The following is a 23,768-nucleotide window of genomic DNA, read 5'->3' as shown; positions in this document are numbered from 1 at the left end:
GGGCGAGATAGCAACGCAGCAAAGCTCAATTGATTTGTCAGTAACCAGCACGATGATTGTTTTGTCAAATCAACCACACGATGGTCAAAACCATGATGATCAAACCATCGATCGCGATTATTTCTGAAACAACCCATCAAACACAGACTTGATCGAACTGCCTGCATCCCGAAACGTCTGCAAAAACGGTTGCTGAGCATGGAGAAACACTCGCGCACAATTCCGCCCCGGCATTCCCGAAATTGACCCACCCGGATGCGTTCCGGCCCCTGTGAGATAAAGATTCTCGATCGGCGTTTTATAATTCGCAATCTCTGGCAAAGGTCGGAAAAAGACCATCTGCTCTAAGGTCATATCAATGTGATAGTAATTACCTTTGTAAGAGCCAAGCCGTTCCCCTAACTCGGCAGGGCTTTCAACCGCACGAGCGATCGTAGCTGTTTTCACATTAGGCGCATAGTCAGCCAGCTTATCGACGACACGATCGGCAACTTTATTTTTCAATTCATCTGTCCAGCCTGTGCCATTCAAGCCTGTTCCTTCAGCATTCTCAACGTAATAAGGCGCAAAGAATTCAATCCACACCGTATGACCACCCTCAGGAGCCATCGTCGGATCGAGCATCGTCGGTTGAACAATGTACATTGAGGGATCAGCATCGGGAATTTTGCCGATCGAAGAATCGTGATGAGCAATTTCTACATGCTTAACCGAATCCGCAATCAGCACTGAACCAATGAGATACTCATCTTTGTGATCGTGATGAATAAATTTCAAAGGTTCAGACATTGCTAGATCGATTTTTAGAATGGTTTCATTGTTGTTCACGATTCTACGATCGAGCCTTTCTCGCAAATGCTCATCGGCTGAATCCACATCGCTTGGATCAACAAGCTGCAAAAATACTCGTCTCGCATCAATGTTAGAAATTATGCCACGAGTCGCTCGATATTCTTGACCTGTTGCAACTCTGACACCCACTGCTTTTCCGTCATCAATCAGAATTTGCTTCACCGATTGATCCGTGAGGATTTCCCCACCTAGAGATTGAACTAATTTTACTAAAGCAGCCGTCAGCGCACCTGTTCCCCCTTGCGGGCGTGCCATTCCTGGATGATGTCGCATTGCCATCATCATTGCTCCGATCGCTAAATTCTTCTGTGAAGGCGGCACACTCATTTCTGCTGCTAATCGAGCTAGAGGTGCTTTGACTGTTTCCGTATCGAAGTACTCATGCAAAATATCCTCAGCACTCGAAAGCATCGTTCGCACAAAATCGAGCGCTTTGTTAGTCGAACCAACTACTGAGAGAAAGTCTTTGATCTTCTTGAGATCATAGTTTCCAGCAATATCAATAATTGACTTAGGAGGTGCATTAAACATCGGAATCATGGCGTTGATCGTCCGCTGCCACAGATCCACAAACTCTGCATACTTTCTCGCATCTCGCTCACTATATTGAGCAATTCCAGCACAAGTTTCTTCAACAGACTGATGTGCCAGAAAGTAAGTGCCATCCGGGTGCGGACAGAAGACAACCGGATCACAGTAAAGATACTTCAACCCATATTTTTCTAGCTCCAGTTCTTCGACTACTGGACCAAGATGGATAAATTCATGATCGATCGCACATCGATTAAATCGAAATCCAGGCGCTTCTTCGGGTAGAAGTTCTTCGGTTGTCGCGGCTCCACCTGGAACCGATCGCTTTTCTAGCAAAAGCACTTTGTACCCAGCTTTGAGTAGGTAGGCAGCACAGACTAATCCATTGTGACCTGCACCAATTATGACCACATCATAAGTAGACATCGATACTTGCTCCTAGCATTTCTCTCACGTGATGTGCGAACAGTCCTAGCGGCACGATTCGCCTAAGCATCCCATTTTTTATTCTTATTCAAAAGCGTCTAGCACAACTGAGCAAAAGGCAACTATCTAAAGACGAAATTTTAGATTCTACGTGTATCTAGAGTCTGATCCCGAAGGTGATTTACCCAACATTTTAGTCAACCACGGGAATGATGTTGTTTCTAGATGCCTGTGCGAAGCTCAAAGCTGGAACGAATACCGAAATCTCAATAAGAGCAAATTTGGAGAACACTCATTATGGTTACAACAGTAGACGACACGAAACGCAAAGCGATCGCGATGAAGCTTGCGGATATGAAAGCTGTTCAAGAATTAATCATCTCTAATGAACAGAAATTTATTTCAGCAACGACGGATTCTGAGATTGCCAAGCGCTTTCAAGAGATGCTGAAAGATGACCAGAAGAACCTGGGAATCTTAGACACTGTGATTGTTCAATATGGTGTGCCATCTGAACCGAAGCAGACGATTAGCGAATTCGTCAGCAAGATGGATCAGATGATGTCTGGTTCCGAATTGACCATGTATGAAAAGGTGTTTCAACATGAATTGATGAAACATCAACAAGTGATGACCGGAATCACGATTCACAAAGCTGCTCAGCGCGTGGGTGCAGATATCGAAGCGGCGATTACTCCACTAAATACTGTCAACTTTGAAAACCGTGCTCACCAAGAGCAACTCAAAGGCGTTCTCGAAACGTTGGGCGTGCGGGAATTGACCGGAATGGATGCAGACCAAGGACTGTGGAGCCGGGTTCAAGATGCGGTTGCGGCACTGTCTGGTGTAGCAGGTAGTGTTGTCACGCAAGCGAGTGGCAAGTCTGATATGAACATTCAAGATGTGATTCGGATGGATCACCAAAAAGTGAATGTTCTGTTTGCTGAAATCAAAGGAACGCAAGATCAAATGAAGCGCAAAGAGTTCTTCACTCAGTTGGCGAGTGACTTACGCGCTCATGCGATCGCTGAAAACGAAATTGCTTATCCCGCAGTTCGAGGTAAGTATGCTGAAAGCGACTTGCAAGAACTTTACGATGAGCAAAATTCCTGGTTCCCCGCACTTGAAGCGATGGAAAAAATGGACATGATGTCGGATCAGTTCATGTCTGCATTGAACAAGTTGATGGATGAGATCATGGATCACGTTCGTCAAGAAGAAAGCACGTTCTTTGCAGCATTGCGCGATAACTTCAGCAGTTCTGAACTGGAAAATCTGGCAACTCAGTTCAAGGCGAGAAAGAGCGAAGTACAAAAAGCTGCTGCTAAATAATCGCTGCACGAGCTAGGGTTTGATTTCAGGGGTTATAGACCGGGGGATAGATTCTCCCGGTTTTTTTGATTCAATAATAGAATTGCGACGGATAAAGACTTGATTCTATGGATATTGATTATGAGTCTGAAAGGAATCGATCCGAGTTTCTTAAAATCCACGAAGCTGCGATCGTAGAACTCTGCAACGAACTCGAAATTGTGCGAGACCCTGACACCATTGAGAAGGTCTGGCTACCTTTAGCCTTCCAGATTGCACATTGGCGCAACGCTCAATCTCGTGTTCTCATTCAGGCTTTTCTAGGTGGGCAAGGAACTGGAAAAACCACCTTAACTAAAGTCCTTGCGCTGCTTCTCAACAAGCTCGGCTACTCGACTGTGAGTTGGTCACTTGATGATTTGTATTTGCCGTATGTCGATCGAGTTCGGTTGCGAACTCGTGATCCGCGAATGATTCGTCGAGGACCACCTGGAACGCATGATGTGCAATTAGGCATTGAGGTTTTACAGCAGTTTCAGCGGGGAGAGTTTCCGATCGCACTGCCCAGATTTGATAAATCGGCTCATGGAGGCGAAGGCGATCGCAGTGAGCCAGAACTCATTACACAGGCAGATATTATTCTCTTTGAGGGATGGTTTGTGGGAGTACGCCCGATTGTTTCTGAGTTCGAGATTGTTGCAGATCAGCAATTCGCACAAGCCATGAATCAGCAATTACAGAGCTATGTACCGTTGTGGGAATTACTCGATCGCTTCGTGATTCTCTATGTTCCAGAGTATCAACTGAGCAAACAATGGCGGAAAGAAGCTGAGCATAAAATGATTGCTCAAGGTAAAGCTGGAATGAGTGATGCTGAAATCGATGAATTTGTCGAGTACTTTTGGCAAGCCTTACACCCTGAATTATTCATTCCGCCCCTGCTAAAGCAGGCAGATTTAGTTCTAGAGATCGGAGACGGGCATAGTGTTCGATCGATAAACTATCCAATCGATTGAGAATTTTTATGCATTCTGTTGTGAGAGGATCATGAAATACTTCTAAAGAAAGATTGTTCATTTTGATACTTCGATGGTAAAGTATCTCCTATTCGAGTCGGTCAGCTTAATTCAGAGAGTAATCTCTGAAGCGGAGGAACCAGTTTATTCGGGGCTTACTGTTGTGAGCTTAGTTATTTCTAAGTAACCCAATGGGGGGCATCTCGCAGCCCTCGCCCGTCAGCTAACTTCGTCAGCATTCGAGAGTTTGGCTCTGGAGAATCTAAACTTATGATCCTGCAAATCAATTTGGCAGCAATGTTTGCTGTTGTTTCTCAAGCGATGGGGCGGCGGGTTCGTCCAGTTATTAGTCGCGATCGTGTCTTTTTACCGATTCTGGGCTTTTTGGGTGTGATTGTGCTGTGGTGGGCGATCGCACTTGCCAAACCTGAATTGATTCCAACGCCTCCTGAAGCATTGGTTGCGAATTTGGATTACATTCTGCATCCGTTTTATCGTCGAGGTCCCGGAGATTTGGGATTAGGATGGCTCTTACTTGCGAGTTTGCGACGAGTATTGATTGGATTTACCTTGGGGGCATTGGTTGCGATTCCAGTCGGCTTTTTGATTGGCATGTCTGAAAAAGCCATGATGGCGCTTAATCCAGTCATTCAGATTTTTAAGCCTGTTTCACCGCTGGCGTGGTTACCGATCGCGCTTTCTATTTTCAATCTGGCTGATCCTTCAGCAATTTTCGTGATCTTCATTACTTCACTTTGGGCAACGATTATCAACACTGCGTTGGGCGTATCGAGTGTCCCAAAAGATTATATTGATGTGTCGCGAGTGTTGGAAATGCCGCAGTGGCGGCGGATTCTGAAGATTGTGCTCCCTGCTAGCTTGCCGTACATTTTTACAGGTTTGAGAATTAGCCTGGGAATTGCTTGGCTGGTGATTGTGGCAGTCGAAATGCTAACTGGCGGAGTGGGAATCGGATTCTTTGTGTGGGATGAATGGAGTCGATTGAATCTTAGCTCTGTGTTTTTAGCCGTGTTTGTCATTGGCTTAACAGGATTGCTATTAGATTTTGGATTAGCCCAGCTTGAAGCTCTAGTAACACATCGTCGGCGATCGGTTTAGCTTCGAGAAACCCTCTAGAGAATTGCGTGCTATCAGGAACGATTGATAGCAATTTGTAGGCTTAGCAGATCTTGAAAATTTAGAGGTTTCAAAACTTAAAGTCCCTGATTCTAGGAGCTTTAGACGCTAAAGCCGAAGTTACTGTAGCACCCTTAAACCGAACCCGACATTCAACTGAACATCCTCCGAATGCAGAGAGTAGAGCATGAGAAATTGGACAAGACGAGCATTTTTAATCGGCGCGGGAACCTCGACTGTGGCAGCTTCACTGCCTTCATGTGCGATCAATGCCAGTCGTGCACCCCAAGGACTCTCTGAGGCTGCAATGTCAGTTACTCCTGTGATTCAATCGAGCGAGTTAGAGAAACCGAATTTGACGATCGGCTATGTTCCGGTCAATGACTGTGCGCCATTTGCGATCGCTTGGGAAAAAGGTTTTTTTCGCAAATATGGCTTGAATGTACAATTGAGCCGTGAAGCCAGTTGGGCGACCTCACGAGATGGCTTAATCTTCGGTCGCTTAGATGCGGCTCCCGTCGTTGCCGGAGCAGTTACAAATGCGCGAGTTGGAGCAGAAGGCGCGCGCCATGCTCCGATGTGTGCTGGCATGACCATTCATCATCACGGAAATGCGATGACGATGAATCGCGCAATGTGGGAGTCAGGATTGCGTCCTTGGTCAGCATACAACGGCAACTTAGACACATTTGGGCAAGACTTTCGACAGTACTTTGATAACTTACCTTCAGAGCAACGAGTCTGGGCAGTCGTCCTCAGTTCTTCAATCTACGAGTACTTTGTGCGCTACGTTGCTGCAGCAGCAGGAGTCAATCCACTCAAAGAGTTTCGAGTGATTATTGTGCCCCCGCCCCAGATGGTGACGAATGTGCGGATTGGCGCAATGCAAGGTTACATGGTCGCTGAACCCTGGAATACACGGGCAATTTCAGGGAATGAAGGCATCGGGTTTACTTTTGCTCAAGGACGAGAGATCTGGAATGGACATCCCGATCGCTTACTTGCGGTCATGCAATCTTTTATTGATGAGAATCCCAAAACTTATCGGGCATTACTCAAAGCGATGATCGAAGCCTGTCGCTACTGTGATCAAAATCGAGAAGAAGTCGCTCAGATTATTTCAGCGCGATCGTATACCGGAGCAAATGTGAAATTTACTCGACCAGCGATCGTCGGAGACTACAACTACGGCGGATTTGATGGCAAAAATCGAACCGTGAAATCAGATTCGACAACCATGTTCTTCGACATGCCGAAAGATGTGCCTCACGCCAAAGATGAGCATTCTACTTTTATGTGGCAATCGCGCAGTTTATGGCTGATGACCCAAGCAGCGAGATGGGGACAAATCAAAGAAATTCCGAAAGATGCGGATCAGATTGCAGCAAAATCTTGGCGCACCGATATTTATCGCGAAGTCGCAGCAGAGTTGGGAATTGCCTGTCCAACTGAAGATTACAAAGTTGAGCCATCAGCAGCATTTATCGACAAGAAAGCGTTTGACCCAAGCGATCCAGTCGGGTATCTCAACAGTTTCGAGATTCGGGCGAGTCAAGCTACAAAAGTCTATTTTTCCTAGGTTTATTTTTCGTAGTTAACGAGTATTTTAGAAGGAGTTCTTCATGACAAAATTCAACATGCTCAATGCGCCAAAGCCTGAGTTTGGGATGTCATATGCACCAGCATTTCTTGAAATTCAGCAGCTTTCTAAATCGTATAAAAACGGCGATCGCGAAACTGTGATTCTCAAAGATGTCAATTTAACGATCGGGGAGCGCGAATATATCTCGATTATTGGGCATTCGGGCTGTGGGAAGTCTACGTTGCTAAAAATTGTGGCGGGACTAGAGCGATCGACTTCAGGTTCCGTCTTACTCGAAGGGCGAGAAATTCGCAAACCCGGAGCAGAAAGAATGATGGTGTTTCAGAACTATTCATTGCTGCCTTGGTTAACCGTTCGACAGAACATTCGCTTAGCTGTCGATGAAGTGTCGCGAGGCTTGTCTGCGGCTGAGAAAAAACAGGTTGTCAATGAACACATTGCCATGGTGAATCTCAATGCTGCGGCGGATAAGTATCCGGATGAGATTTCAGGCGGCATGAAGCAGCGAGTCGGGATTGCGAGAGCTTTAGCAATCCGCCCAAAAATGCTGCTGATGGATGAGCCGTTTGGAGCCTTGGATGCGTTGACGAAGAGTAAATTACAGCGACAGGTACTAGAAATTTGGGAGCAGCATCGGCAAGCGGTGATGATGATTACGCATGATGTCGATGAGGCGATTTATATGAGCGATCGCATTGTGCTGATGACGAATGGGCCTGAAGCTACGATCGGAGAGATTCTAGAAGTCCCGTTTGAGCATCCCCGCGATCGAGCGAAGATTCGCAATTCTCCTGCTTACTATGAACTGCGGAATCATGCGTTGAATTTCTTGGACTCGCATTTTGAGTCGGATGAGTAATCGTCGATCGCATTCATGTTGCGGGGTGGGGAGTGGGGAGTAGCAACTATCATTTCAGATCTTCACCCTATTCTCCTGACCTGAATCTTTAAAGTTTCGAGCAGCTACAGAACTCCAAGTTTTAATCAAGCCTGGAGTTCTTTTCTTATCGTTAATCTAGACCAATGCCTAAATCATCGTCATCACCATCAAGAAATTGGTAATCATCAGATGGGTAGTCTAAGTTGTCAAAACGACTATTGCTTCTAATTGCATCAATAAGACATTCTACAGTTGTGCGGATTTGCAGAGCTTCACTGTCTAATTGTTTGTACAAATCCACAAAAAACTCATACTTACAACCATCAGAAGCAACTAGCCAGGGTTCCCAGATTTCCCCCTCTCGTAGGTTCATTTTCCAACTTATATGGGTTTCATGACAGATAACTTCTCCAATGTACGCAAGAAGAGATGGAAAAACTTCAGAGTTTAAGCAATTCCGCTTACCATGCCGTTTGATTGCCCATTCAACGTGCTTAAGACTTGCTTCGCTCTTATCGAGATATTGCTCTGGAATTGCTAGCTGAGTGCCGAGTTTAGTACAAAGTTTAGGAATAGCTTCAATGAATTTGTTTTGCTGTGGCAGTAGACCTGCAAGCATATGTTTAGACCGGAATTCGTACTGTGCTTGGTAGCATTCTAAAGAGGAATACAGCAGTGCTCCCTTCAGTTTGGAGAACGGTTGCTTAAGAATTTGTGCACTAGGAAATGTAAGAATTTGCCCATCATCATGTTCATAAATTTCAGAGAATTTTATTCTAGCCTGCTCTTCTAAATCTTGATTCTGGCTCCATCCTGAGTTGCGTTCTAGAAGTTTACGAGCCTTCTTAAGGGGCAGAAAGGCTGGCTTTTTTTCATCACCTTGCCACTCACTTTCTAAATCGATTAGAGAAGTAGTAAAAATGTCAATTGAAGGGTAGATTCGACTACGGCATACTCCATTTGTAATTGCTAAAATTCGTTTATCTTGCAATTGATAAACTTCGCCACCATAACGCTCACTGAGTTCCACATTCTGGTTATAGTTAGAGTCTGATAGTAGTGCTTCAACTTGTTGATTCGTCAAAGATTGAGATATTCGATTTTTCACCATGTTCATCATTCAACGTCTTTATTCTGCCGATGAACTGTCTGCTTGCCGATTCAAAAGTGCAGTGACGACCGCGAGTGCAAAGCAACTGATAACTGCGATGCCGATTACTGCTTGACCGCCATCAAATAATCCTGCACCCAAAGCAACTATTGGAGGCTTGGCAACAATCAAGCTCAGCCCCAAAGATGCTAGGAATTTTTTCCATCGCATCTGAGTTAAGCCAATCCCATATGCGACAAAATCAAAACCACCGCCCATCATAAAGCCCGTAGCTAAGAAGAAATTCTTCTCTAGATGCTTTTGGCTAAACCGATCGACGCGCTCCATAAATTTTGCGCCCACCAGCTTTTGGACAAGAGATCGACCATAGCGACGTGCTAGGTAAAAATTCAGCACACAAGCAAGGAGATCGGCGACAACGATCGTCGCTAACCCCACTCCAAAGCCAAATAGACCGCCAGCGAGCAGCGCATACAACGTCCCTGGAAGAATCGGAATCACGATACTGACAAATCGCAGTCCGAGTAAAACAATCGGACTCCATACGCCAAAGCGTTGAACTTCTGTTCGGAGTTGATCGACACCAATTTGATTGATTCCCCAAATCATTCCAGCAATGAGGAGAACAATCAAGGAGAATTTCAAGATTTTAGCGATCGTATGCGGCATAGTTTGAGAGAAGTTTGTGCGAGCACCTGATCAATAGGATCTCACACAATACACCTCAGCACGGAATTCGCAGGCTAATCACAGCGATCGACTTGAGCCGTTTTCAGCACGATTTGGTCGATTGCTTGGACGAGGACTTGTCCTGACTGCCCAGGTTGATTGACCACAATACTCAGCGCGATCGTGCCATAGTTCGGGTTGTCTAAATATCCAGACAATGCCCTGACTCCCCGCAAGGTTCCAGTCTTGCCATGAAATTGACCTTGAACAGGAGTATTGCGAAAGCGATTTTGGAGTGTTCCATTCACTCCGGCAACGGCTAAAGATCGATAAAATAGTCCACTTGAATCATTCGTAAACATCCCTTCCAAGAGAGCAACGAGAGCAGATGGCGTTGCCCGATTATTGCGAGAGAGTCCCGAACCATCAACTTGCGCATAGCTCTGGGCATTCACTCCTAGCAGTTCTAATGCATTTCTGATGGCAGCTTGTCCTCCAATACGACGGCGCAGCGCATCCGCTCGATTGTTATCGCTATAGCGATTGACCTCAGTCACCCAGTTACTAAAAGACGGTATCGTTTGAGGATTGTTGGTGCTAGCGATTTTCAGCGCGGCAGCGGTCGTCAGCAGTTTGACATTCGAGGCGGGAATGAGTGAACTATTCGGATTGTACTGGTAGAGAATTGCAGGCGTTTCGATCGGCTTAATCAGAATGCCCCAGCGAGCATTGCGAAATCTTGGATTTTTCACAATAGCGTCGATCGCAGATTCTAAATTGCTTCGGCAGAATCTAGAAGTTGATCGCACCGCAAAATTTAATGGTGCATCGGACAACGAAGTTTGGGCAGTGGCAACTTCAGACTGGCTCCAGACTCCCAGACTAATACTGACAGCTAAAGCAGTGTTTTTGATTACTTTTTGAATTCGAGTCAGGGCTTTTTCTTCGGATCTTTGCATCTTGCTCACGTAGCTTTTACTTAAATTCTTCGTAACAAAATCACTCCCACCGCGGAGCAATATATCACAAGAATCGCAGCTACTATCACTTTGATCAAAGAATAAACGTTGCCCATTTCGCCTAGCTTGCGAGAATCTGAGCCTTGAGCAGACAGTTGAGAACTATTTCTGCTTGGTTGAACTTACGATCGCAAAATACGACGAATATGAGCCTCGACAACATCCGTTTTTTCCAACATCGATAAATGTCCACAATCGGCAATCTCTAGCACATTGTCCGCATCGCTGCCAAATCGCGGATGAAAACTAGCAAGATGACGAACATATTTCGGCTCCATCACCGTATCCTTCGTCCCTGCCACAAAATAGACAGGCTGTGATAAGCGTGCTACAACTTGCGGCAATCGATGCACCTCGGCTTCTGTCGTCGAATCGAGCAACGTGCCAACAGCAGCGTCTGGATCAGCCTTGACAAAATCAATCAACCGCTGGCGACCCCACGATCGATCAATCGCCTGCACCACATTTGCGCGCGTGAATACTAAATCTAATCCCGGTAACTGTGGCAACCATTTTGGACGAAATTTGACCATTTGCTGCCCGGCGGATCGAAACCGCTCAAAGGCTTCTTTCAAATAAATTCCGCCCCCTGAATTCAAGCAAATCACGCCTTGAACCTGTTCCGGCATTTGATCCGCTGCCCACAGTGCCACACATCCTCCTAACGAATGCCCGATCAGCCATGCCTTGGAAATCTGCAGCTCTCTGAGCAACATGCCCAGATCTCTGGCATACGATAAAAGGCTGTATTGGGTCACCCTCGCCTGTACTGCAACAGCCAGGTTTCCAGACGATTGAGCCTCTGGCAAGATGACGCGATCTCGACCAGGCTGAGACTCACCGAAACCCCGCAAATCATAAGACAGACATTGATAATCGACTGACAGTTGATCAATCAAGGGTTGCCAATAATTTCGGCTGAGCATCCAGCCGTGAATAAAAACTAGCGTTTCGGGATGGGAAGTCGGAGCCGTCAAGTCATAGACATGCGGCACTCCAGAAATAAGTTTGGTAGACATCATTTCATCCTACCCTAAACTATGTATCTCCCAAATGTAAGCCAGAACACGATCGCCATTCACAAATTGCATCAGTCGATCTAAATAAAGACACGCTAAAGTAAGTGGAACTTACCTGGTCAGATCAGGTCTAAATTTCTCAAGCCGAATTTTTTCTGTCGGCGCTTTACTCATTAACTTATGTCTTTTCTGAAATTCTTTCGACATCATCGCCTTTTTAGTGGGCTGTTTACACTTTGCCTCGGCATCGTTCTGCTTTCTAATTCAGTCTACTTTGGCAAATTAGAGGCGTGGGCGAGTTCTCCTGCGATCGTTGCCATGACGACGACCGATGAAGTTCGTAAGACAGTCCTCGACAATGGCTTGACCGTGTTGACGAAAGAAGTTCCGACGGCTCCAGTGGTAACCGTGCAAGTTTGGTATCGCATTGGCTCACGAGATGAAGCAACAGGTGTAAATGGGATTGCACATCAATTAGAACATTTGATGTTTAAAGGAACGAGCGATCGACCGATTCAATTCGGTCGCCTGTTCAATGCCTTGGGCAGTCAATCGAATGCGTTTACGAGCTACGATCAGACTGCATATTTCGGAACCGTTGAGCGGGACAAATTGCGATCGCTGCTAGTGCTCGAAGCGGATCGGATGCAGAATGCTTTGATCACCGCAGATTCGCTGACCAGTGAAAAGCGAGTGGTCATTTCAGAATTGCAAGGTAACGAGAATAGCCCGAACTATCGATTAAGTCGAGCGGTGATGCGGGCTGCTCTCCCAAATTCTCCTTATGGACTGCCTGTGGGCGGTACAAAAGCAGATGTCGAAAAGTTTAGCATCGAACAAGTTCGTAGCTACTACAGCAATTACTACAGCCCTGAGAATGCAACTGTAATCATTGTCGGGGACTTCAAAACAGAGCCGACTTTGCAAGCGGTCAAAGACTCCTTTGGCAAAGTTCCGAAAAAAGAAAAGCAACCTGTTCAGCAACAAGCTCAGCCTGTTGCAAAACCTGTAAAACCAGCCCAACCGATTGTGCTTCGCGAACCGGGTAGCGCGCCCTTGTTGAACTCAGTCTATCCTTTACCCAAAGCAACCCATCCCGATGTACCTGCATTGCATGTGTTGGATTTAGTCTTGACTCAGGGTCGGAGTTCTCGACTGTATCAGGCATTGGTTGAAACGGGCTTGGTCAGCGGGTTTAGCGGTTATCCAGCGAATATGATTTCGGGGGGATGGTACGACCTTTCTGCAACTGCTGCGCCGGATCAAGATTTGAATAAAATCAGCGCCGCGATCGAGAAAGTACTATCTAATGTGCGATCGCAAGGAGTCACCCAAGAAGAACTGACCCGCGCTAAGACGCAGTTAAAGTCTTCAATTCTGCTCAAAAATCGCGATATTACTCGCCAAGCCTTTCAGCTTGGGGATGATCAGACGACGACAGGCGATTACAAATATACCGATCGCTTTTTAGCCGCCGTCGATCGTGTATCTGCAGCTGATCTGCAACGTGTTGCTAAAACATATTTCGCCCCTGAAAAATCGACGATTGGCTTTTTCCAACCGACAACGATTGATGCAAAAGCAGGAAATGCAGCGAATTCAGGTCAGACGACTGAGAAATTTAACCTAGGTGCGCCTGTTGATCCGGCTCAAGTTGCCAAGTATTTGCCTGCCGTGCAAAAGAGCGATCGCACCACGCAAGCGCTACCAGAACGCTATGTCTTGCCGAATGGATTGCGCCTGCTATTGATGCGAGATAGCAGTACTCCAACCGTTTCGCTCGCTGCTTCTATGCAAGCAGGTTCCGAATTTGACTCAAGTGCAAAAGCGGGAATCGCCAAGCTGACTGCTGATAACTTAACGAATGGAACCCAGACCAAAGATGCGCTAACGTTAGCGAAAACGCTAGAAGATCGAGGCATTGAGCTTGGAATTGAAACCAATCGTGAGAGCGTGTTAGTCAACGCAAGCGCACTCAGCGAACATCTCCCCGTTTTAGTTCAAACGTTGGCAGACGTTGCCCAAAATGCAACATTTCCCGATCGAGAACTTGAACTGGCTCGAAATCGCGCGCTCTCGGCGCTCAAAGTTCAACTGGACAATCCGGCAGTTCTATCTCGTCGAGTTTTTCAGCAGACAGTCTATCCCGAAAATCATCCGTTCCACAGTTTCCCAACCGAAACGAGTCTAAAAGCAATTCAGCGCCAAGATGTCTTGAACTTCTACCAAACACACTATCGACCCGATCGAATGATTCTGTCTTTAGTGGGTGACTTCGATCTCGCGGATGTGAAAACCCTAGTTGAGAAAGAACTGGGCGGATGGAAAGCTTCTGGAGCCGCACCAGCTTTGACCTATCCACCCTTGCCTACTCCTAGCTCTGTCGTGCGTCGTTATGCGCCGATTCCGGGTAAGACACAATCTGTCACGCTGATTGGATCAGCCGGAATCGATCGACGAGATGCACGATTCTACAATGCCTCGATTGTGAATCAGGTACTAGGAGGCGATACGCTATCGAGCCGTTTAGGGGCTGAGGTGCGCGATCGACAAGGATTAACTTATGGAATTTACAGTTACTTCCAAGCGGGAAATCGTCCGGGTCCATTTGTGATTTCGATGCAGACTGCTCCAGAAGATGCAGATAAAGCGATCGCAAGTACAGTGAAGCTCTTAGAGCAAGTTCGAGAAAAGGGAGTCAGTACAGTTGAGGTATTGACTGCTCAGCGATCGATCACCAGTAGCTATCCGGTTGATTTAGCGAATCCGGATCAGCTTGCCAGTGAAATTTTGATGAATGAGACTTATGGCTTAAACCCGGCTGAGTTGCGTCAATTTCCGAATCAAATCGAATCGGTGACGCAAGCTCAGGTCAATCAGGCTGCTCAAGAACTGATTCGACCAGAGCAATTGATCATTGTGACCGCCGGACCACCAAAGTCATAAGATACTTGATCCGTTGGGGTGCGATCGCACTTGACGTTACTTTACGGCAGCGATCGCACTTTTTCCATCACTGACCAATCGCCCGTCTTCCATATAAACAATGCGATCCGCGATATCTAAAATCCGATTGTCATGGGTTACTAATAAAATCGTGCAATGCTGCTCTTTTGCGAGCTTCTGCATGAGTTCAACGACATCTCGACCCGATTGTTTATCGAGTGCAGCAGTCGGTTCGTCTGCGAGAACAATTTTAGGGTGACTAATTAAAGCTCGCGCGATCGCAACTCGCTGTTTCTGACCTCCAGAGAGTCCATCTGGATAGTAATCTGCTCGATGCCCAAGTCCAACAGCTTCGAGCATTGACACTGCCATTGCATCTAGATCTTGATTGAGATAGCGATCGTGCAGTTCCAGAGACATTCTGACATTCTGCTTTGCGGTTAAGAATGTCATTAAATTGTGTGCCTGGAAGATATAGCCGATATTTTTACGAAGCTGGGTCAGTTGTTGCTTGGTCGCGCCTCGAATTTCTTGATCCAGAATCGTTAAGCTTCCTTCCTGAGCCGATCGCAATCCACCTAAGAGCGTTAGTAGCGTTGTTTTCCCAGAGCCAGAAGGTCCCGTCATAATCACGATCTCGCCTGCATGAATATTCAGACTGACATCGAATAAGACTTGTTTTCTCAATTGACCTTGACCAAAGTAATGGTTGAGATTTTGAACAGAAATAACAGGTTGCATCATTAGAAAATATCCGCAGGATCAGCAGCTTGAAGTTTTCGCATGGCGATCGCGCCCGAAATCGAGCACATCACAACAGTTAGAACAAAGACCGTAATGGCCCGATTTGCTGTCATTGCGATCGGTAACAACGTTGCAGCATAAGTAATTTGATAAAGTCCAACTGCAACCGCAAAGCCTGGAATAAAGCCAAGAACTGCTAAAATTAGAGCTTCTTGCAGCAGAATATTCAGAAGAAAGCGATCGCTATATCCCATTGCTTTTAACGTGGCATACTCAGGCAGGTGATTTGCAACATCGGTGTAGAGAATCTGATAAACAATCACAGTGCCAACAATGAATCCAACAATCACACCAATTCCAAAAATAAAGCCAATTGTTCCTTGGCTTTCCCAGTAGTTGCGTTCAATGCCTGCAAACTCTTCAGGCGTGAGAACTTTTACATCTGGCAGACTTGCACTCAGTTGAGCTTGAACGGCTTTGACATCTGAGTTCGGTTTGAGTTGAATCAGCCCAATGTCGATGTCGCTTGCTTGGCGATCGCGGTACAGCCTCAAGAAAGTTGAATCGCTCATGAACACATTGCCATCAGCAGTAAAAGATGCGCCCATCGTGACCAGTCCACTGACATTGATCAATTGTTGATTCAATTCCGTTGAGACACTACCTTGTTTTTGAAACGTATCTGCGATCGCGCCAAATTCAGGACGACCTACTCGATCAAAGACCACATTGTTGAGTAACTTCAGCGGTTCTAAATTCTCTTGCAATCCGGAGAGCTTAAAACTCGGCGCATCCGGTTCAATTCCCCAGATGAGAATGCTGCGAGTTAAGCGAGTTTCAGGATTTTTCCACTGTCCCATCGCAATTCGGATAGAACTCACTGATTGAACGCGATCGCTACTTTTCGTCTGATAAAGGCGTTCGCGAGAAAAAGGTGTAAATGCTGCTAAGCTCTTGAACCTTGGATCAATGATCACCAAATCTGCTTGCAACATGCGATGCGGCACAGTAGCGCTATCGTAGAGCGAATCTTGAAAGCCGAGTTGCATAAACATCAGCATGTCAGCAAACCCGATTCCCGCGATCGCGACGACTAAGCGGGCTTTCTCTTTCATCAACTGGAACCATGCCAGCGGTGTTTTACGAGCCATATCAAGCTTCCTTAGTACGGTGGATAACGAATCAAATCGTCCAGCAAATCATAGATAGGGAGTAGATTGAGTTTTGCGATCGCCATCATCCAGCGGGATTGTCCTCGGGGGCAGCCTCGAATTGCTCGGTAACTCGATCGCATCAAAGTCAACCACGGCGAAAGCTTCAAGCGCAAAAAACGTCCCCAGACTAAAAGAAATTTGCTGTTCATTGCTCAGGTAAAAAACCAGTAACTAGAATGGATGTATATCCCCATAGCATCAGTCCTGCAAATAGAATGTTTGCATTTGGATCAATGTTTGGGAAGACCGTTGGAAACCATAAAATACTTCCAACATCTAGTAGCATTCCCGGTAGAGCAATCAGCAATGCAGTTTTCGGTCGATCAATGGATTTGACTTGCTGCCAGAGATAAACGCTAGTAACAACAATCAGCATTACTAGACTGGTAGCGAGAAATAAACCAATTGAGAGTGCAATGTTTGTCGGATCGAGTAGAAATTGACCGATTAGACGAAACGCGATCGTGGCAGTCAACCAGATGAAAACTCCAATCCCTAGAAATTGCATCAGAAATACTCCAGATTTGAATTCACGTTGAACTTTTAGACCGCAACATATTCCTGCAATCGCACCTTATACTGCTGCAAAGTCTTCATTGCTGCTTTCTCTAACAAGCGAACCGTTTCTCGACTACAATTCATCTTCCGGCTCGCTTGAGATAAGCTCAGAGCTTCCCCATCTTCTAAGCCAAATCTTAAAGTCATGACTTGACGTTGATTCGCAGGCAACAATCCTAGTAGATTGAATAGATCTTCTCGAAGCAGCGATCGTGTTACTTTCTCCTCTAACATCTCTCCTTCATCTGGCAACAACTCACCTAACTTTGTGTCTTGATCTCTGCCAACGGGCAAATCTAGCGAGACAGAGCGACGAACGGATAACAATGTTTCTCGAATCTCTGTTGCATCAGAAGACAATGCTTGAGCAATTTCTGCGATCGTTGCAGTTCTGCCGAGAGTTTGAGACAGCGATCGCTGAGTCTTCTGAATCAAATTCAACTTCTCAGTCAAATGCGTTGGAATTCGGATAGTTCTACTTTTTAGCGCGATCGCTCGACTCATCGCTTGGCGAATCCACCAATACGCATAGGTCGAAAATCGATAGCCTTTCGCGGGATCAAACTTCTCGACACTGCGCTGTAAGCCGAGATTTCCCTCCTGGATCAAATCTGAAAGCTCTAGATTCCGGTTCTGATATTGCTGCGCAATTGAAACCACTAAGCGTAGATTCGCTTCGATCATTTTGCGCTTTGCTCGTTCTCCAAGCGCAACCTCACGTTGTAACTCCTCAGAGGATAGGTTTGCTGCTTGTTGCCATTGTTCAAGCGTCGGCTGTCGAATCTCATAGAGCTTTTGTAGGCGTTGAACCTGCCGACCGAGTTCGATTTCTTGTGCTGGAGTCAGACGCGGAATTCGCCCAATCTCATCGAAGTAAAGTTTGATCATGTCCATCGCTCTAGCCTCCTTGTGGGCTACGTTTCATTGCCCAGTATTCACGACCCGCAAAGGTTCCCTGATGAACAATCTCAAATCCATGCCGCTGATAGAATCGCACTGCGCCTGTTGTCGAAGTTTCCAAATAGCAAGGCAATTTTGTACGATCGGCTTCTTGAAGTACGGGTTGGAGTAGCTTTCCACCAATTCCTTGCCCCTGATATGCTGGCGATACTCCGAGCAGAGTTAAGTGCCAGTGTGGCTCTGAAGCATTCTTGGTCTGTAATTGGATCTCTGTTCCCACAAAAGAAAGTAAATCCCCAATTCGATCCCAACGGATATAGAACGGAACAGTGATCAATCCTGATACCACTGCCTGCCACCCCTTCGACAAAGTAAACTGAGAAGCTTCTGGGGGCAGCCAAACTGCAGCCCCTTTTGGCGTTTCAGCAGTTGTATAAATTTGATTGTAAGGCTGACCATAGTTCAACAAAGCGCGAGCCATGTGCTTGAGGGCATTTAACCTAGCAGATGCTTCTTCGGGTAAGAAGTAACCGATGAGCGGATCTTGATTAAATGCTGCTGAAAGCTGATCCGATGCGATCGCGAAATCTGAAGGCTTTAGTTTGACAATGTCCATCTCTCACTCCTTAAATCGAACGTTCGTTATCCATTAGTTCAGCAGAATCGAAGTCTGAACTTGTAAATTCGTCAGGCTGGAAACTTTTCGGCTTGCTACTGGATTTAGGCGAATTTTCACATCAATCACTCGTCGATCGAGGTTTTCGCCTGGCTGGTTACTAAAGACTTGCTGCTGATTCACCTGCAATCCAATCTCTGAAACTGTTCCCTGTAGCTCTCCTTCAAATGCTTGTCCAGTAATCGTCGCTCGCTGTCCAACTTTCACATTGGCAATGTCACTTTGATACACTTCAGCTACAGCCACCATTTGATCATTCTGAGCTAAATCTGCAATCCCAGATTCGCTAATTTTTTCACCTGCACAAGTATGAATTTTGAGAATCTGTCCTGCCATCGGTGCGCGAATGTAAGCTTGTTCGAGTTCAGTTTCAGCTCGTTTTACAGCAGCGATCGCGCTATTTACTTCAGTTGCAACTGTCTGAACATCGACCGGACGAACTTCTGCAATCCGATTCAACGTTGCTCTTGCTTCACTTAACTGTGCTTCGAGCGAATTTGCAGTTTGATTCTGTTTGACTTGAGCTTGTCTGAGTTGCGATTGAGCAGTATCGAGTGCAAGGCGTTTACTATCTAAGTTAGAAGCTGCGATCGCACCTTGTTTGTAGAGTGAATTAAAGCGATCGAATTCTGCTTGAGCTGTCCTCACCTCAGATTGCCAGCGATTAATTTCTGCGGTCTGAGCTGCGATTTCACCTTGTCGATCGGCTTGGAGTCGTTCAATCGTTGCTTGCTGCGCTTCAATCTCTCCAGTCTTTGCGCCTGCTCGAACTTGAGCAAGTTTCGCCTGTGCGACCTGAACTTGTTCGCGAGCTTGTAAGAGTGCATCCTGCAATCGATCCCGCGAGTCTAAAACAGCTATCACTTGACCTTTCTGAACCCGATCGCCTTGTTTTACGAATAGCTCAGAAATGCGATCGCCATCTAACGAGATCGGAGCCGACAATCGAATCACTTCAGAGCCGGGTTCTAGTCGTCCCAACGCAGCAATTCGGGTCACAGTCGGAGCGGTTTCAGCAGATTGTATCGCAGGCTTAGGACTGAATTGAGAGACGACATAAAACGATGTTCCACCTGTGATCAAGGTTGCGATCGCAATGCCGCTCCAGAGACGATTTTTCGGTTTCAGAAAGAGATCCAGACTCATGATGTTTTCGGTTTGTGTTTCTCTAAGTACAGCGTTAGCATTTCAGCAAGTAATTTTGCTTGAGCTTGGTAATCAATCTTGCGATGCCCGTAAAGGTCTTGGAGCAATAATCCATCGACTAAGCTCATCATAAAAATCAGAATCTGTGGATCATCAATTCCAAGCATTGCAGACATCGTTTTTTCAGCTTGATCACAGATTCTTCTGAAGACTTCACTGACTTCTTTTCCCTCTCGTTTCTGATGTTGGTAAAAATCTGTCATCAGCAATGTCTGTTTCAGAAAGTAGTCTCGATGCTCCTCAAACAGTGCAAAACCTGCTTGAGTCTGTTCGACTAGGTTTTTGCCTTTTAATCGAGTCGAAAAATTGAGAATATCCACCTCAGTCAGTTCTTGGATTAATTGCTCAAACAATGCCTCCTTACTCGGAAAGTAGTGATACAGCGTTCCAGTCGAAACTCCTAAGCCTTGGGCAATCTGCCGCATCGTAATCGCGGCGTATCCTTTCTCAGCAAACAGATCAAACGATTTAAAAATCAGTTCCTTGCGATAGCGATCGTGGTCAACAATTTTCGGCATACAGGCGAATTGGGATATCGAATGATCGATATATTCTATCGTCTAACCGGAAGAGGAACCTTGATGGAAACTGAGTCATGGATTTATATCGAACGCTTGTTATAAATTCTGCCCCATAAATTTCGGTTTGTAAACCCTTTTTGGAAAAAAGCGATCGTGCAACAGTTCTAGCGGAGAACATTAGCTCCGCTAGAACTGCTGCTACTCCAAAAAAAGAGGAATGCTAACTCTCAAGCATTTGCAAATGATAGAGACTTGCGTAGAGTCCGCCTAGATTCAGTAGTTCCTCGTGGGTTCCAGATTCGATTAACTGTCCCCGCTTGAGTACGAGAATACGATCGACATTGCGAATCGTTGAGAGCCTGTGGGCAATAATAATCGCAGTCCGATTTTCGAGCAGATGTTCTAATGCCTCTTGAATCAAAGCTTCTGTGCCCACATCTAAGCTGGCGGTAGCTTCGTCTAAAACCAGAATTTTCGGATCGCGAATCGCTGCGCGCGCAAAGGCTAGCAGTTGTTTCTGGCCACCAGAAAGGTTTGTGCCGCGTTCTCGCAGCGCAGTATTGTAGCCTTGCGGCAATTGTTCGATTAAGCGATCAACATTTGTTCGTTCAGCAGCAGAGCGAATTTGCTCAAAGCTATACGACTCACCCAAAGTAATGTTGCTTTTGACATCGCCAGCAAAGATGAAGCCATCTTGCAAAATAATCGCCATGCGACGACGCAGTTCGGCTTGAGGCAAGTCTCGAATATCCACCCCATCGAGTAGAATTCTGCCGCTCGTCGGTTCGTATAGACGACTGAGTAACCGAATGATCGAACTCTTTCCGGCTCCAGTTGGACCGACTAAAGCAACTTGTTCACCCGGACGAATTGTAAAGTCGAGATTGTGTAAAACGAATTCATCTGCTTTGTAAGCAAACGAGACATTCTCGAAGCGAATCTCGCCCGCTTGCGAGGAAGGAGGAATCTGACCATTTGCTGGATCACGAATCTCGATCGGCTCATTGAGAATTTCGCTGACTCGCTCGACTGCGGTAAAGCCAGCCTGAATCGCGGTAAATTTCTCCGCAAACTGCCGCAACGGGTCAAACAAGCGTTGAGCAAACAAGATGAACGTAGACAACACGCCAAAGTTCAAATTCCCGCCTGTGACCAGCCATCCCCCAACACCGAGCACACCTGCGATCGCCACAAGTGAAATCCATTCCAAGGTCGCCGATACCGCAGAATCGAAAAAGATAGTGCGATCGACTTCTTTGATATAGCGCTGATTGACTTCCCGGAACAGTTGGCTATTAAACTGCTCTCGTCTGAACAATTGAACGACCCCAATCCCCGTAATGTTCTCTTGGAGCATCGAGTTGAGATCAGAGAGTTCCTCGCGGGCGCGATAGTTCGATTTGCGATACTGCTGCTGAAAGTAAACGATCAATCCTGTGACCGGAATCAGCATGAAAATGAGCAGTAACGCAAGCTGCCACTGAATCAGAAACATCGTCACCGTGATCGTCAGCATCGTGAACAAGTCACCGACAACCCCGATCGCTCCAGTCGAAAATACTTCGCCCAACGCTTCGACATCACTGGTTAAGCGGGTGATCAACTTGCCCACAGGAGTGCGATCGAAAAATCGCACCGCTAAAGAAGTCACATGATCAAACAAATCATTGCGAATGTTAGCGGTAATTCGCTGACCCACATTCTGCACAAGAAAGCCTTGAGACGCATCGAAAATCAATCGAAATACGATCGTCGTCAATAACAACATTGCTAGTGCATTCAGCCCTTGACTCAGCGAGAGATCGCGCAAAAAGCCGAAGGGCGCATCAAATGCAGAAGGCTCGCGTTTGAGCAGAGAAACAGCTTTCCCGATCAAAATCGGCTGCACAGTACTTGCGATCGCAGATGGCACAAGAAATACCATCGACAACAGCAATAATTTCAGATTTCGACGAGCATACGGAGCAAGACGCAGAAATAAGCGCCAATCAGTCTCTTTAGAGCGAGAAGAATTCATACAGGAGATGCAATTTGGTGACGAATATTCTGGATATGCTGACTGATGTTATCGCTATCCAGGCGATAGCTGAGTGGATGAGCGATCAGACGAGCCGTGCTATGAAATAAGACATCGATTTCAATTAAGCCATTCTCACGCAGCGTATTTCCGGTTGCGACTAAATCTACGATCGCTTCTGACATGCCTGTAATTGGACCTAATTCCACAGATCCGTACAGTGGCACAATTTCAACAGGTAAATCTAAATTCTCAAAATATTCCCGCGCACAATGGACAAATTTAGAAGCGACTCGACCATGCAGGGGCAATTCTAACGACGATCGATAAGGACTTTCCGCTTTCACCGCCACCGACATTCGGCAACCACCAAATCCCAAATCAATCAGATGTGCAACATTAGGCGCTTTTTCCTTCAGCACGTCATAGCCAACGATGCCTAATTGCGCCTGCCCATATTCGACATAAACAGGCACATCTCCATTTCTGACCAAAAGCGCTTTAGCTGTGCCTGTAGGGTCAGTAATTTGAAGTTGTCGATTGCCGGATTCGAGGAATGCGCTAAAATCTAGCCCGATCGCTTTGAACAATCGAATGCTGTCTTTGAGGAGTGCGCCTTTCGGCAACGCGACGGTAAGCATGAAATCAACCCGCAAGAATGTCAGAATCTTATATTAGAGCAATCCGTTTTGAGTTGGAGCATTTGAGGTGGGGAGTAGGGAATTGCATGAAAATTCTGTTAGTCGATGATGAAATCGAAATGGCAAACCCCTTAAGCCGTTCCCTGCTGCGCGAAGGCTACGAAGTGGATGTCGCGTATGATGGCGATCACGGTCGGCAACTGGCGGGTCAGGGAGTTTACGATTTGCTGATTCTCGATTGGATGTTGCCTGGATATTCTGGACTGGAGATTTGCCAAAATTTGCGATCGCAAGGTGATATGACTCCGGTTTTGTTTCTCACGGCAAAAGATACGATCGACGATCGAGTTCAAGGATTAGATGCAGGAGCCGACGATTACATTGTCAAACCGTTTGAACTGCGAGAATTACTGGCACGAGTGCGAGCACTGCTCCGCCGACCGACAAATATTGAGCCAACTGCTACGCCTCGATTGAAAGTAGACGATTTAGAATTAGACACTCAGAATCAAGTCGCTTATCGCAATGGCAGAGCGATCGAGCTTTCTGAAAAAGAGAGCCAACTGTTGGCATATTTAATGCGACAGCCGAATCAACTTCTCACCCACGAACAGATTTCCCAGCATCTCTGGAGTGACAGCGAGAAACCAACCAGCAACGCTTTAGTTGCACAAATTCGTTTGCTCCGCAGAAAGATCGAAGCCAAAGGAGAAACATCGTTAATTACAACCGTATATGGCAAAGGGTATCGATTTGGCAGTGGATAGTTTG

22 protein-coding genes and 1 riboswitch are annotated in these 23,768 nt (G+C 46.2%); of the genes, 7 read left to right on the top strand and 15 right to left on the bottom strand.

Annotated elements, in window-relative coordinates; all coding sequences use genetic code 11:
* Positions 1 to 117: 117 nt before the first annotated feature.
* On the bottom strand, positions 118 to 1,809 hold the full coding sequence (gene crtO / locus OU814_RS18235) for a beta-carotene ketolase CrtO (protein ID WP_268184609.1): 1,692 nt from the start codon (positions 1,807 to 1,809) through the stop codon (positions 118 to 120).
* Between the two features lie 297 nt (positions 1,810 to 2,106).
* On the opposite strand from crtO, the gene OU814_RS18230 reads away from it, so the two are divergent.
* From OU814_RS18230 to OU814_RS18210, 5 genes are all read left to right on the top strand, one after another.
* A complete protein-coding gene (locus OU814_RS18230) occupies positions 2,107 to 3,141 on the top strand; it encodes a hemerythrin domain-containing protein (RefSeq protein WP_017288155.1) in 1,035 nt (344 codons plus the stop codon).
* A gap of 107 nt (positions 3,142 to 3,248) precedes the next feature.
* Positions 3,249 to 4,136 (top strand): glycerate kinase, encoded by an 888-nt coding sequence (locus OU814_RS18225; RefSeq protein WP_268184608.1) that lies wholly within the window; start codon positions 3,249 to 3,251, stop codon positions 4,134 to 4,136.
* 93 nt (positions 4,137 to 4,229) lie between these two features.
* A riboswitch (cyclic di-AMP (ydaO/yuaA leader) is annotated at positions 4,230 to 4,389 on the top strand.
* Positions 4,390 to 4,406: 17 nt separating this feature from the next.
* A complete protein-coding gene (gene ntrB, locus OU814_RS18220; protein ID WP_190652290.1) occupies positions 4,407 to 5,255 on the top strand; it encodes a nitrate ABC transporter permease in 849 nt (282 codons plus the stop codon).
* A gap of 205 nt (positions 5,256 to 5,460) precedes the next feature.
* Positions 5,461 to 6,852 (top strand): ABC transporter substrate-binding protein, encoded by a 1,392-nt coding sequence (locus tag OU814_RS18215; protein WP_268184607.1) that lies wholly within the window; start codon positions 5,461 to 5,463, stop codon positions 6,850 to 6,852.
* A gap of 43 nt (positions 6,853 to 6,895) precedes the next feature.
* Positions 6,896 to 7,735, top strand: a complete 840-nt coding sequence (locus OU814_RS18210; RefSeq protein ID WP_017288151.1) for an ABC transporter ATP-binding protein — start codon at positions 6,896 to 6,898, stop codon at positions 7,733 to 7,735.
* Positions 7,736 to 7,886: 151 nt separating this feature from the next.
* Here the strand turns inward: OU814_RS18210 and OU814_RS18205 are convergent, their stop codons facing one another.
* The 4 genes from OU814_RS18205 to OU814_RS18190 all read right to left on the bottom strand — a co-directional run bounded on the left by OU814_RS18205 (position 7,887) and on the right by OU814_RS18190 (position 11,574).
* Positions 7,887 to 8,867: a hypothetical protein gene (locus OU814_RS18205; protein WP_026148628.1), complete on the bottom strand. Its 981-nt coding sequence runs from the start codon at positions 8,865 to 8,867 to the stop codon at positions 7,887 to 7,889.
* Positions 8,868 to 8,885: 18 nt separating this feature from the next.
* On the bottom strand, positions 8,886 to 9,536 hold the full coding sequence (locus OU814_RS18200; protein WP_268184606.1) for a TVP38/TMEM64 family protein: 651 nt from the start codon (positions 9,534 to 9,536) through the stop codon (positions 8,886 to 8,888).
* A gap of 74 nt (positions 9,537 to 9,610) precedes the next feature.
* The gene (locus OU814_RS18195) at positions 9,611 to 10,495 is read right to left on the bottom strand and encodes a D-alanyl-D-alanine carboxypeptidase (protein WP_017288148.1); all 885 of its coding nucleotides are present in this window, start codon (positions 10,493 to 10,495) and stop codon (positions 9,611 to 9,613) included.
* Between the two features lie 182 nt (positions 10,496 to 10,677).
* Positions 10,678 to 11,574, bottom strand: a complete 897-nt coding sequence (locus OU814_RS18190; protein ID WP_268184605.1) for an alpha/beta fold hydrolase — start codon at positions 11,572 to 11,574, stop codon at positions 10,678 to 10,680.
* A gap of 180 nt (positions 11,575 to 11,754) precedes the next feature.
* Here OU814_RS18190 and OU814_RS18185 point away from each other — a divergent pair, with 180 nt between their 5' ends.
* Complete coding sequence (locus tag OU814_RS18185; RefSeq protein ID WP_268184604.1) at positions 11,755 to 14,520, top strand: M16 family metallopeptidase; 2,766 nt, start codon at positions 11,755 to 11,757, stop codon at positions 14,518 to 14,520.
* A gap of 36 nt (positions 14,521 to 14,556) precedes the next feature.
* Here the strand turns inward: OU814_RS18185 and OU814_RS18180 are convergent, their stop codons facing one another.
* From OU814_RS18180 to hisG, 10 genes are all read right to left on the bottom strand, one after another.
* Complete coding sequence (locus OU814_RS18180; protein ID WP_268184603.1) at positions 14,557 to 15,264, bottom strand: DevA family ABC transporter ATP-binding protein; 708 nt, start codon at positions 15,262 to 15,264, stop codon at positions 14,557 to 14,559.
* Positions 15,264 to 16,415: an ABC transporter permease DevC gene (gene devC / locus OU814_RS18175; protein ID WP_017288144.1), complete on the bottom strand. Its 1,152-nt coding sequence runs from the start codon at positions 16,413 to 16,415 to the stop codon at positions 15,264 to 15,266. Before devC ends, OU814_RS18180 begins: the two co-directional genes overlap by 1 nt.
* 11 nt (positions 16,416 to 16,426) lie before the next feature.
* The gene (locus OU814_RS18170; RefSeq protein WP_017288143.1) at positions 16,427 to 16,627 is read right to left on the bottom strand and encodes a hypothetical protein; all 201 of its coding nucleotides are present in this window, start codon (positions 16,625 to 16,627) and stop codon (positions 16,427 to 16,429) included.
* Positions 16,624 to 16,986, bottom strand: a complete 363-nt coding sequence (locus tag OU814_RS18165) for a DUF5367 family protein (RefSeq protein ID WP_268184602.1) — start codon at positions 16,984 to 16,986, stop codon at positions 16,624 to 16,626. The genes OU814_RS18170 and OU814_RS18165 overlap by 4 nt, the downstream gene beginning before the upstream one ends.
* A gap of 35 nt (positions 16,987 to 17,021) precedes the next feature.
* Complete coding sequence (locus OU814_RS18160; protein WP_268184601.1) at positions 17,022 to 17,930, bottom strand: sigma-70 family RNA polymerase sigma factor; 909 nt, start codon at positions 17,928 to 17,930, stop codon at positions 17,022 to 17,024.
* 4 nt (positions 17,931 to 17,934) lie between these two features.
* Positions 17,935 to 18,552 carry a GNAT family N-acetyltransferase gene (locus OU814_RS18155; protein WP_017288140.1) on the bottom strand — a complete coding sequence of 206 codons (618 nt, stop codon included), beginning with the start codon at positions 18,550 to 18,552 and terminating at the stop codon, positions 17,935 to 17,937.
* Between the two features lie 33 nt (positions 18,553 to 18,585).
* The gene (locus OU814_RS18150) at positions 18,586 to 19,758 is read right to left on the bottom strand and encodes an ABC exporter membrane fusion protein (protein ID WP_268184600.1); all 1,173 of its coding nucleotides are present in this window, start codon (positions 19,756 to 19,758) and stop codon (positions 18,586 to 18,588) included.
* Entirely contained in the window at positions 19,755 to 20,336 is a 582-nt protein-coding gene (locus OU814_RS18145; RefSeq protein ID WP_017288138.1) for a TetR/AcrR family transcriptional regulator, read from the bottom strand. The genes OU814_RS18150 and OU814_RS18145 overlap by 4 nt, the downstream gene beginning before the upstream one ends.
* 223 nt (positions 20,337 to 20,559) lie before the next feature.
* Complete coding sequence (locus OU814_RS18140; RefSeq protein ID WP_268184599.1) at positions 20,560 to 22,356, bottom strand: ABC transporter ATP-binding protein; 1,797 nt, start codon at positions 22,354 to 22,356, stop codon at positions 20,560 to 20,562.
* Positions 22,353 to 22,997: an ATP phosphoribosyltransferase gene (gene hisG / locus OU814_RS18135; RefSeq protein WP_190652302.1), complete on the bottom strand. Its 645-nt coding sequence runs from the start codon at positions 22,995 to 22,997 to the stop codon at positions 22,353 to 22,355. Before hisG ends, OU814_RS18140 begins: the two co-directional genes overlap by 4 nt.
* Before the next feature lie 86 nt (positions 22,998 to 23,083).
* On the opposite strand from hisG, the gene rppA reads away from it, so the two are divergent.
* Entirely contained in the window at positions 23,084 to 23,764 is a 681-nt protein-coding gene (gene rppA / locus OU814_RS18130; RefSeq protein WP_017288135.1) for a two-component system response regulator RppA, read from the top strand.
* Positions 23,765 to 23,768 lie beyond the last annotated feature (4 nt).

The sequence above is a fragment of the Leptolyngbya sp. GGD genome (assembly GCF_026735145.1).
In the GTDB taxonomy this organism is placed as follows: Bacteria; Cyanobacteriota; Cyanobacteriia; order Leptolyngbyales; family Leptolyngbyaceae; genus Leptolyngbya; species Leptolyngbya boryana.
This window is presented reverse-complemented; position numbering and strand designations above follow the sequence as displayed.

What these genes read in the sequence shown, in the direction of transcription:
- crtO (WP_268184609.1), bottom strand. Translation starts at nt 1,809, where the DNA reads ATGTCTACTTATGATGTGGTCATAATTGGTGCAGGTCACAATGGATTA.
- OU814_RS18230 (WP_017288155.1), top strand. Translation starts at nt 2,107, where the DNA reads ATGGTTACAACAGTAGACGACACGAAACGCAAAGCGATCGCGATGAAG.
- OU814_RS18225 (WP_268184608.1), top strand. Translation starts at nt 3,249, where the DNA reads ATGGATATTGATTATGAGTCTGAAAGGAATCGATCCGAGTTTCTTAAA.
- ntrB (WP_190652290.1), top strand. Translation starts at nt 4,407, where the DNA reads ATGATCCTGCAAATCAATTTGGCAGCAATGTTTGCTGTTGTTTCTCAA.
- OU814_RS18215 (WP_268184607.1), top strand. Translation starts at nt 5,461, where the DNA reads ATGAGAAATTGGACAAGACGAGCATTTTTAATCGGCGCGGGAACCTCG.
- OU814_RS18210 (WP_017288151.1), top strand. Translation starts at nt 6,896, where the DNA reads ATGACAAAATTCAACATGCTCAATGCGCCAAAGCCTGAGTTTGGGATG.
- OU814_RS18205 (WP_026148628.1), bottom strand. Translation starts at nt 8,867, where the DNA reads ATGGTGAAAAATCGAATATCTCAATCTTTGACGAATCAACAAGTTGAA.
- OU814_RS18200 (WP_268184606.1), bottom strand. Translation starts at nt 9,536, where the DNA reads ATGCCGCATACGATCGCTAAAATCTTGAAATTCTCCTTGATTGTTCTC.
- OU814_RS18195 (WP_017288148.1), bottom strand. Translation starts at nt 10,495, where the DNA reads ATGCAAAGATCCGAAGAAAAAGCCCTGACTCGAATTCAAAAAGTAATC.
- OU814_RS18190 (WP_268184605.1), bottom strand. Translation starts at nt 11,574, where the DNA reads ATGTCTACCAAACTTATTTCTGGAGTGCCGCATGTCTATGACTTGACG.
- OU814_RS18185 (WP_268184604.1), top strand. Translation starts at nt 11,755, where the DNA reads ATGTCTTTTCTGAAATTCTTTCGACATCATCGCCTTTTTAGTGGGCTG.
- OU814_RS18180 (WP_268184603.1), bottom strand. Translation starts at nt 15,264, where the DNA reads ATGATGCAACCTGTTATTTCTGTTCAAAATCTCAACCATTACTTTGGT.
- devC (WP_017288144.1), bottom strand. Translation starts at nt 16,415, where the DNA reads ATGGCTCGTAAAACACCGCTGGCATGGTTCCAGTTGATGAAAGAGAAA.
- OU814_RS18170 (WP_017288143.1), bottom strand. Translation starts at nt 16,627, where the DNA reads ATGAACAGCAAATTTCTTTTAGTCTGGGGACGTTTTTTGCGCTTGAAG.
- OU814_RS18165 (WP_268184602.1), bottom strand. Translation starts at nt 16,986, where the DNA reads ATGCAATTTCTAGGGATTGGAGTTTTCATCTGGTTGACTGCCACGATC.
- OU814_RS18160 (WP_268184601.1), bottom strand. Translation starts at nt 17,930, where the DNA reads ATGGACATGATCAAACTTTACTTCGATGAGATTGGGCGAATTCCGCGT.
- OU814_RS18155 (WP_017288140.1), bottom strand. Translation starts at nt 18,552, where the DNA reads ATGGACATTGTCAAACTAAAGCCTTCAGATTTCGCGATCGCATCGGAT.
- OU814_RS18150 (WP_268184600.1), bottom strand. Translation starts at nt 19,758, where the DNA reads ATGAGTCTGGATCTCTTTCTGAAACCGAAAAATCGTCTCTGGAGCGGC.
- OU814_RS18145 (WP_017288138.1), bottom strand. Translation starts at nt 20,336, where the DNA reads ATGCCGAAAATTGTTGACCACGATCGCTATCGCAAGGAACTGATTTTT.
- OU814_RS18140 (WP_268184599.1), bottom strand. Translation starts at nt 22,356, where the DNA reads ATGAATTCTTCTCGCTCTAAAGAGACTGATTGGCGCTTATTTCTGCGT.
- hisG (WP_190652302.1), bottom strand. Translation starts at nt 22,997, where the DNA reads ATGCTTACCGTCGCGTTGCCGAAAGGCGCACTCCTCAAAGACAGCATT.
- rppA (WP_017288135.1), top strand. Translation starts at nt 23,084, where the DNA reads ATGAAAATTCTGTTAGTCGATGATGAAATCGAAATGGCAAACCCCTTA.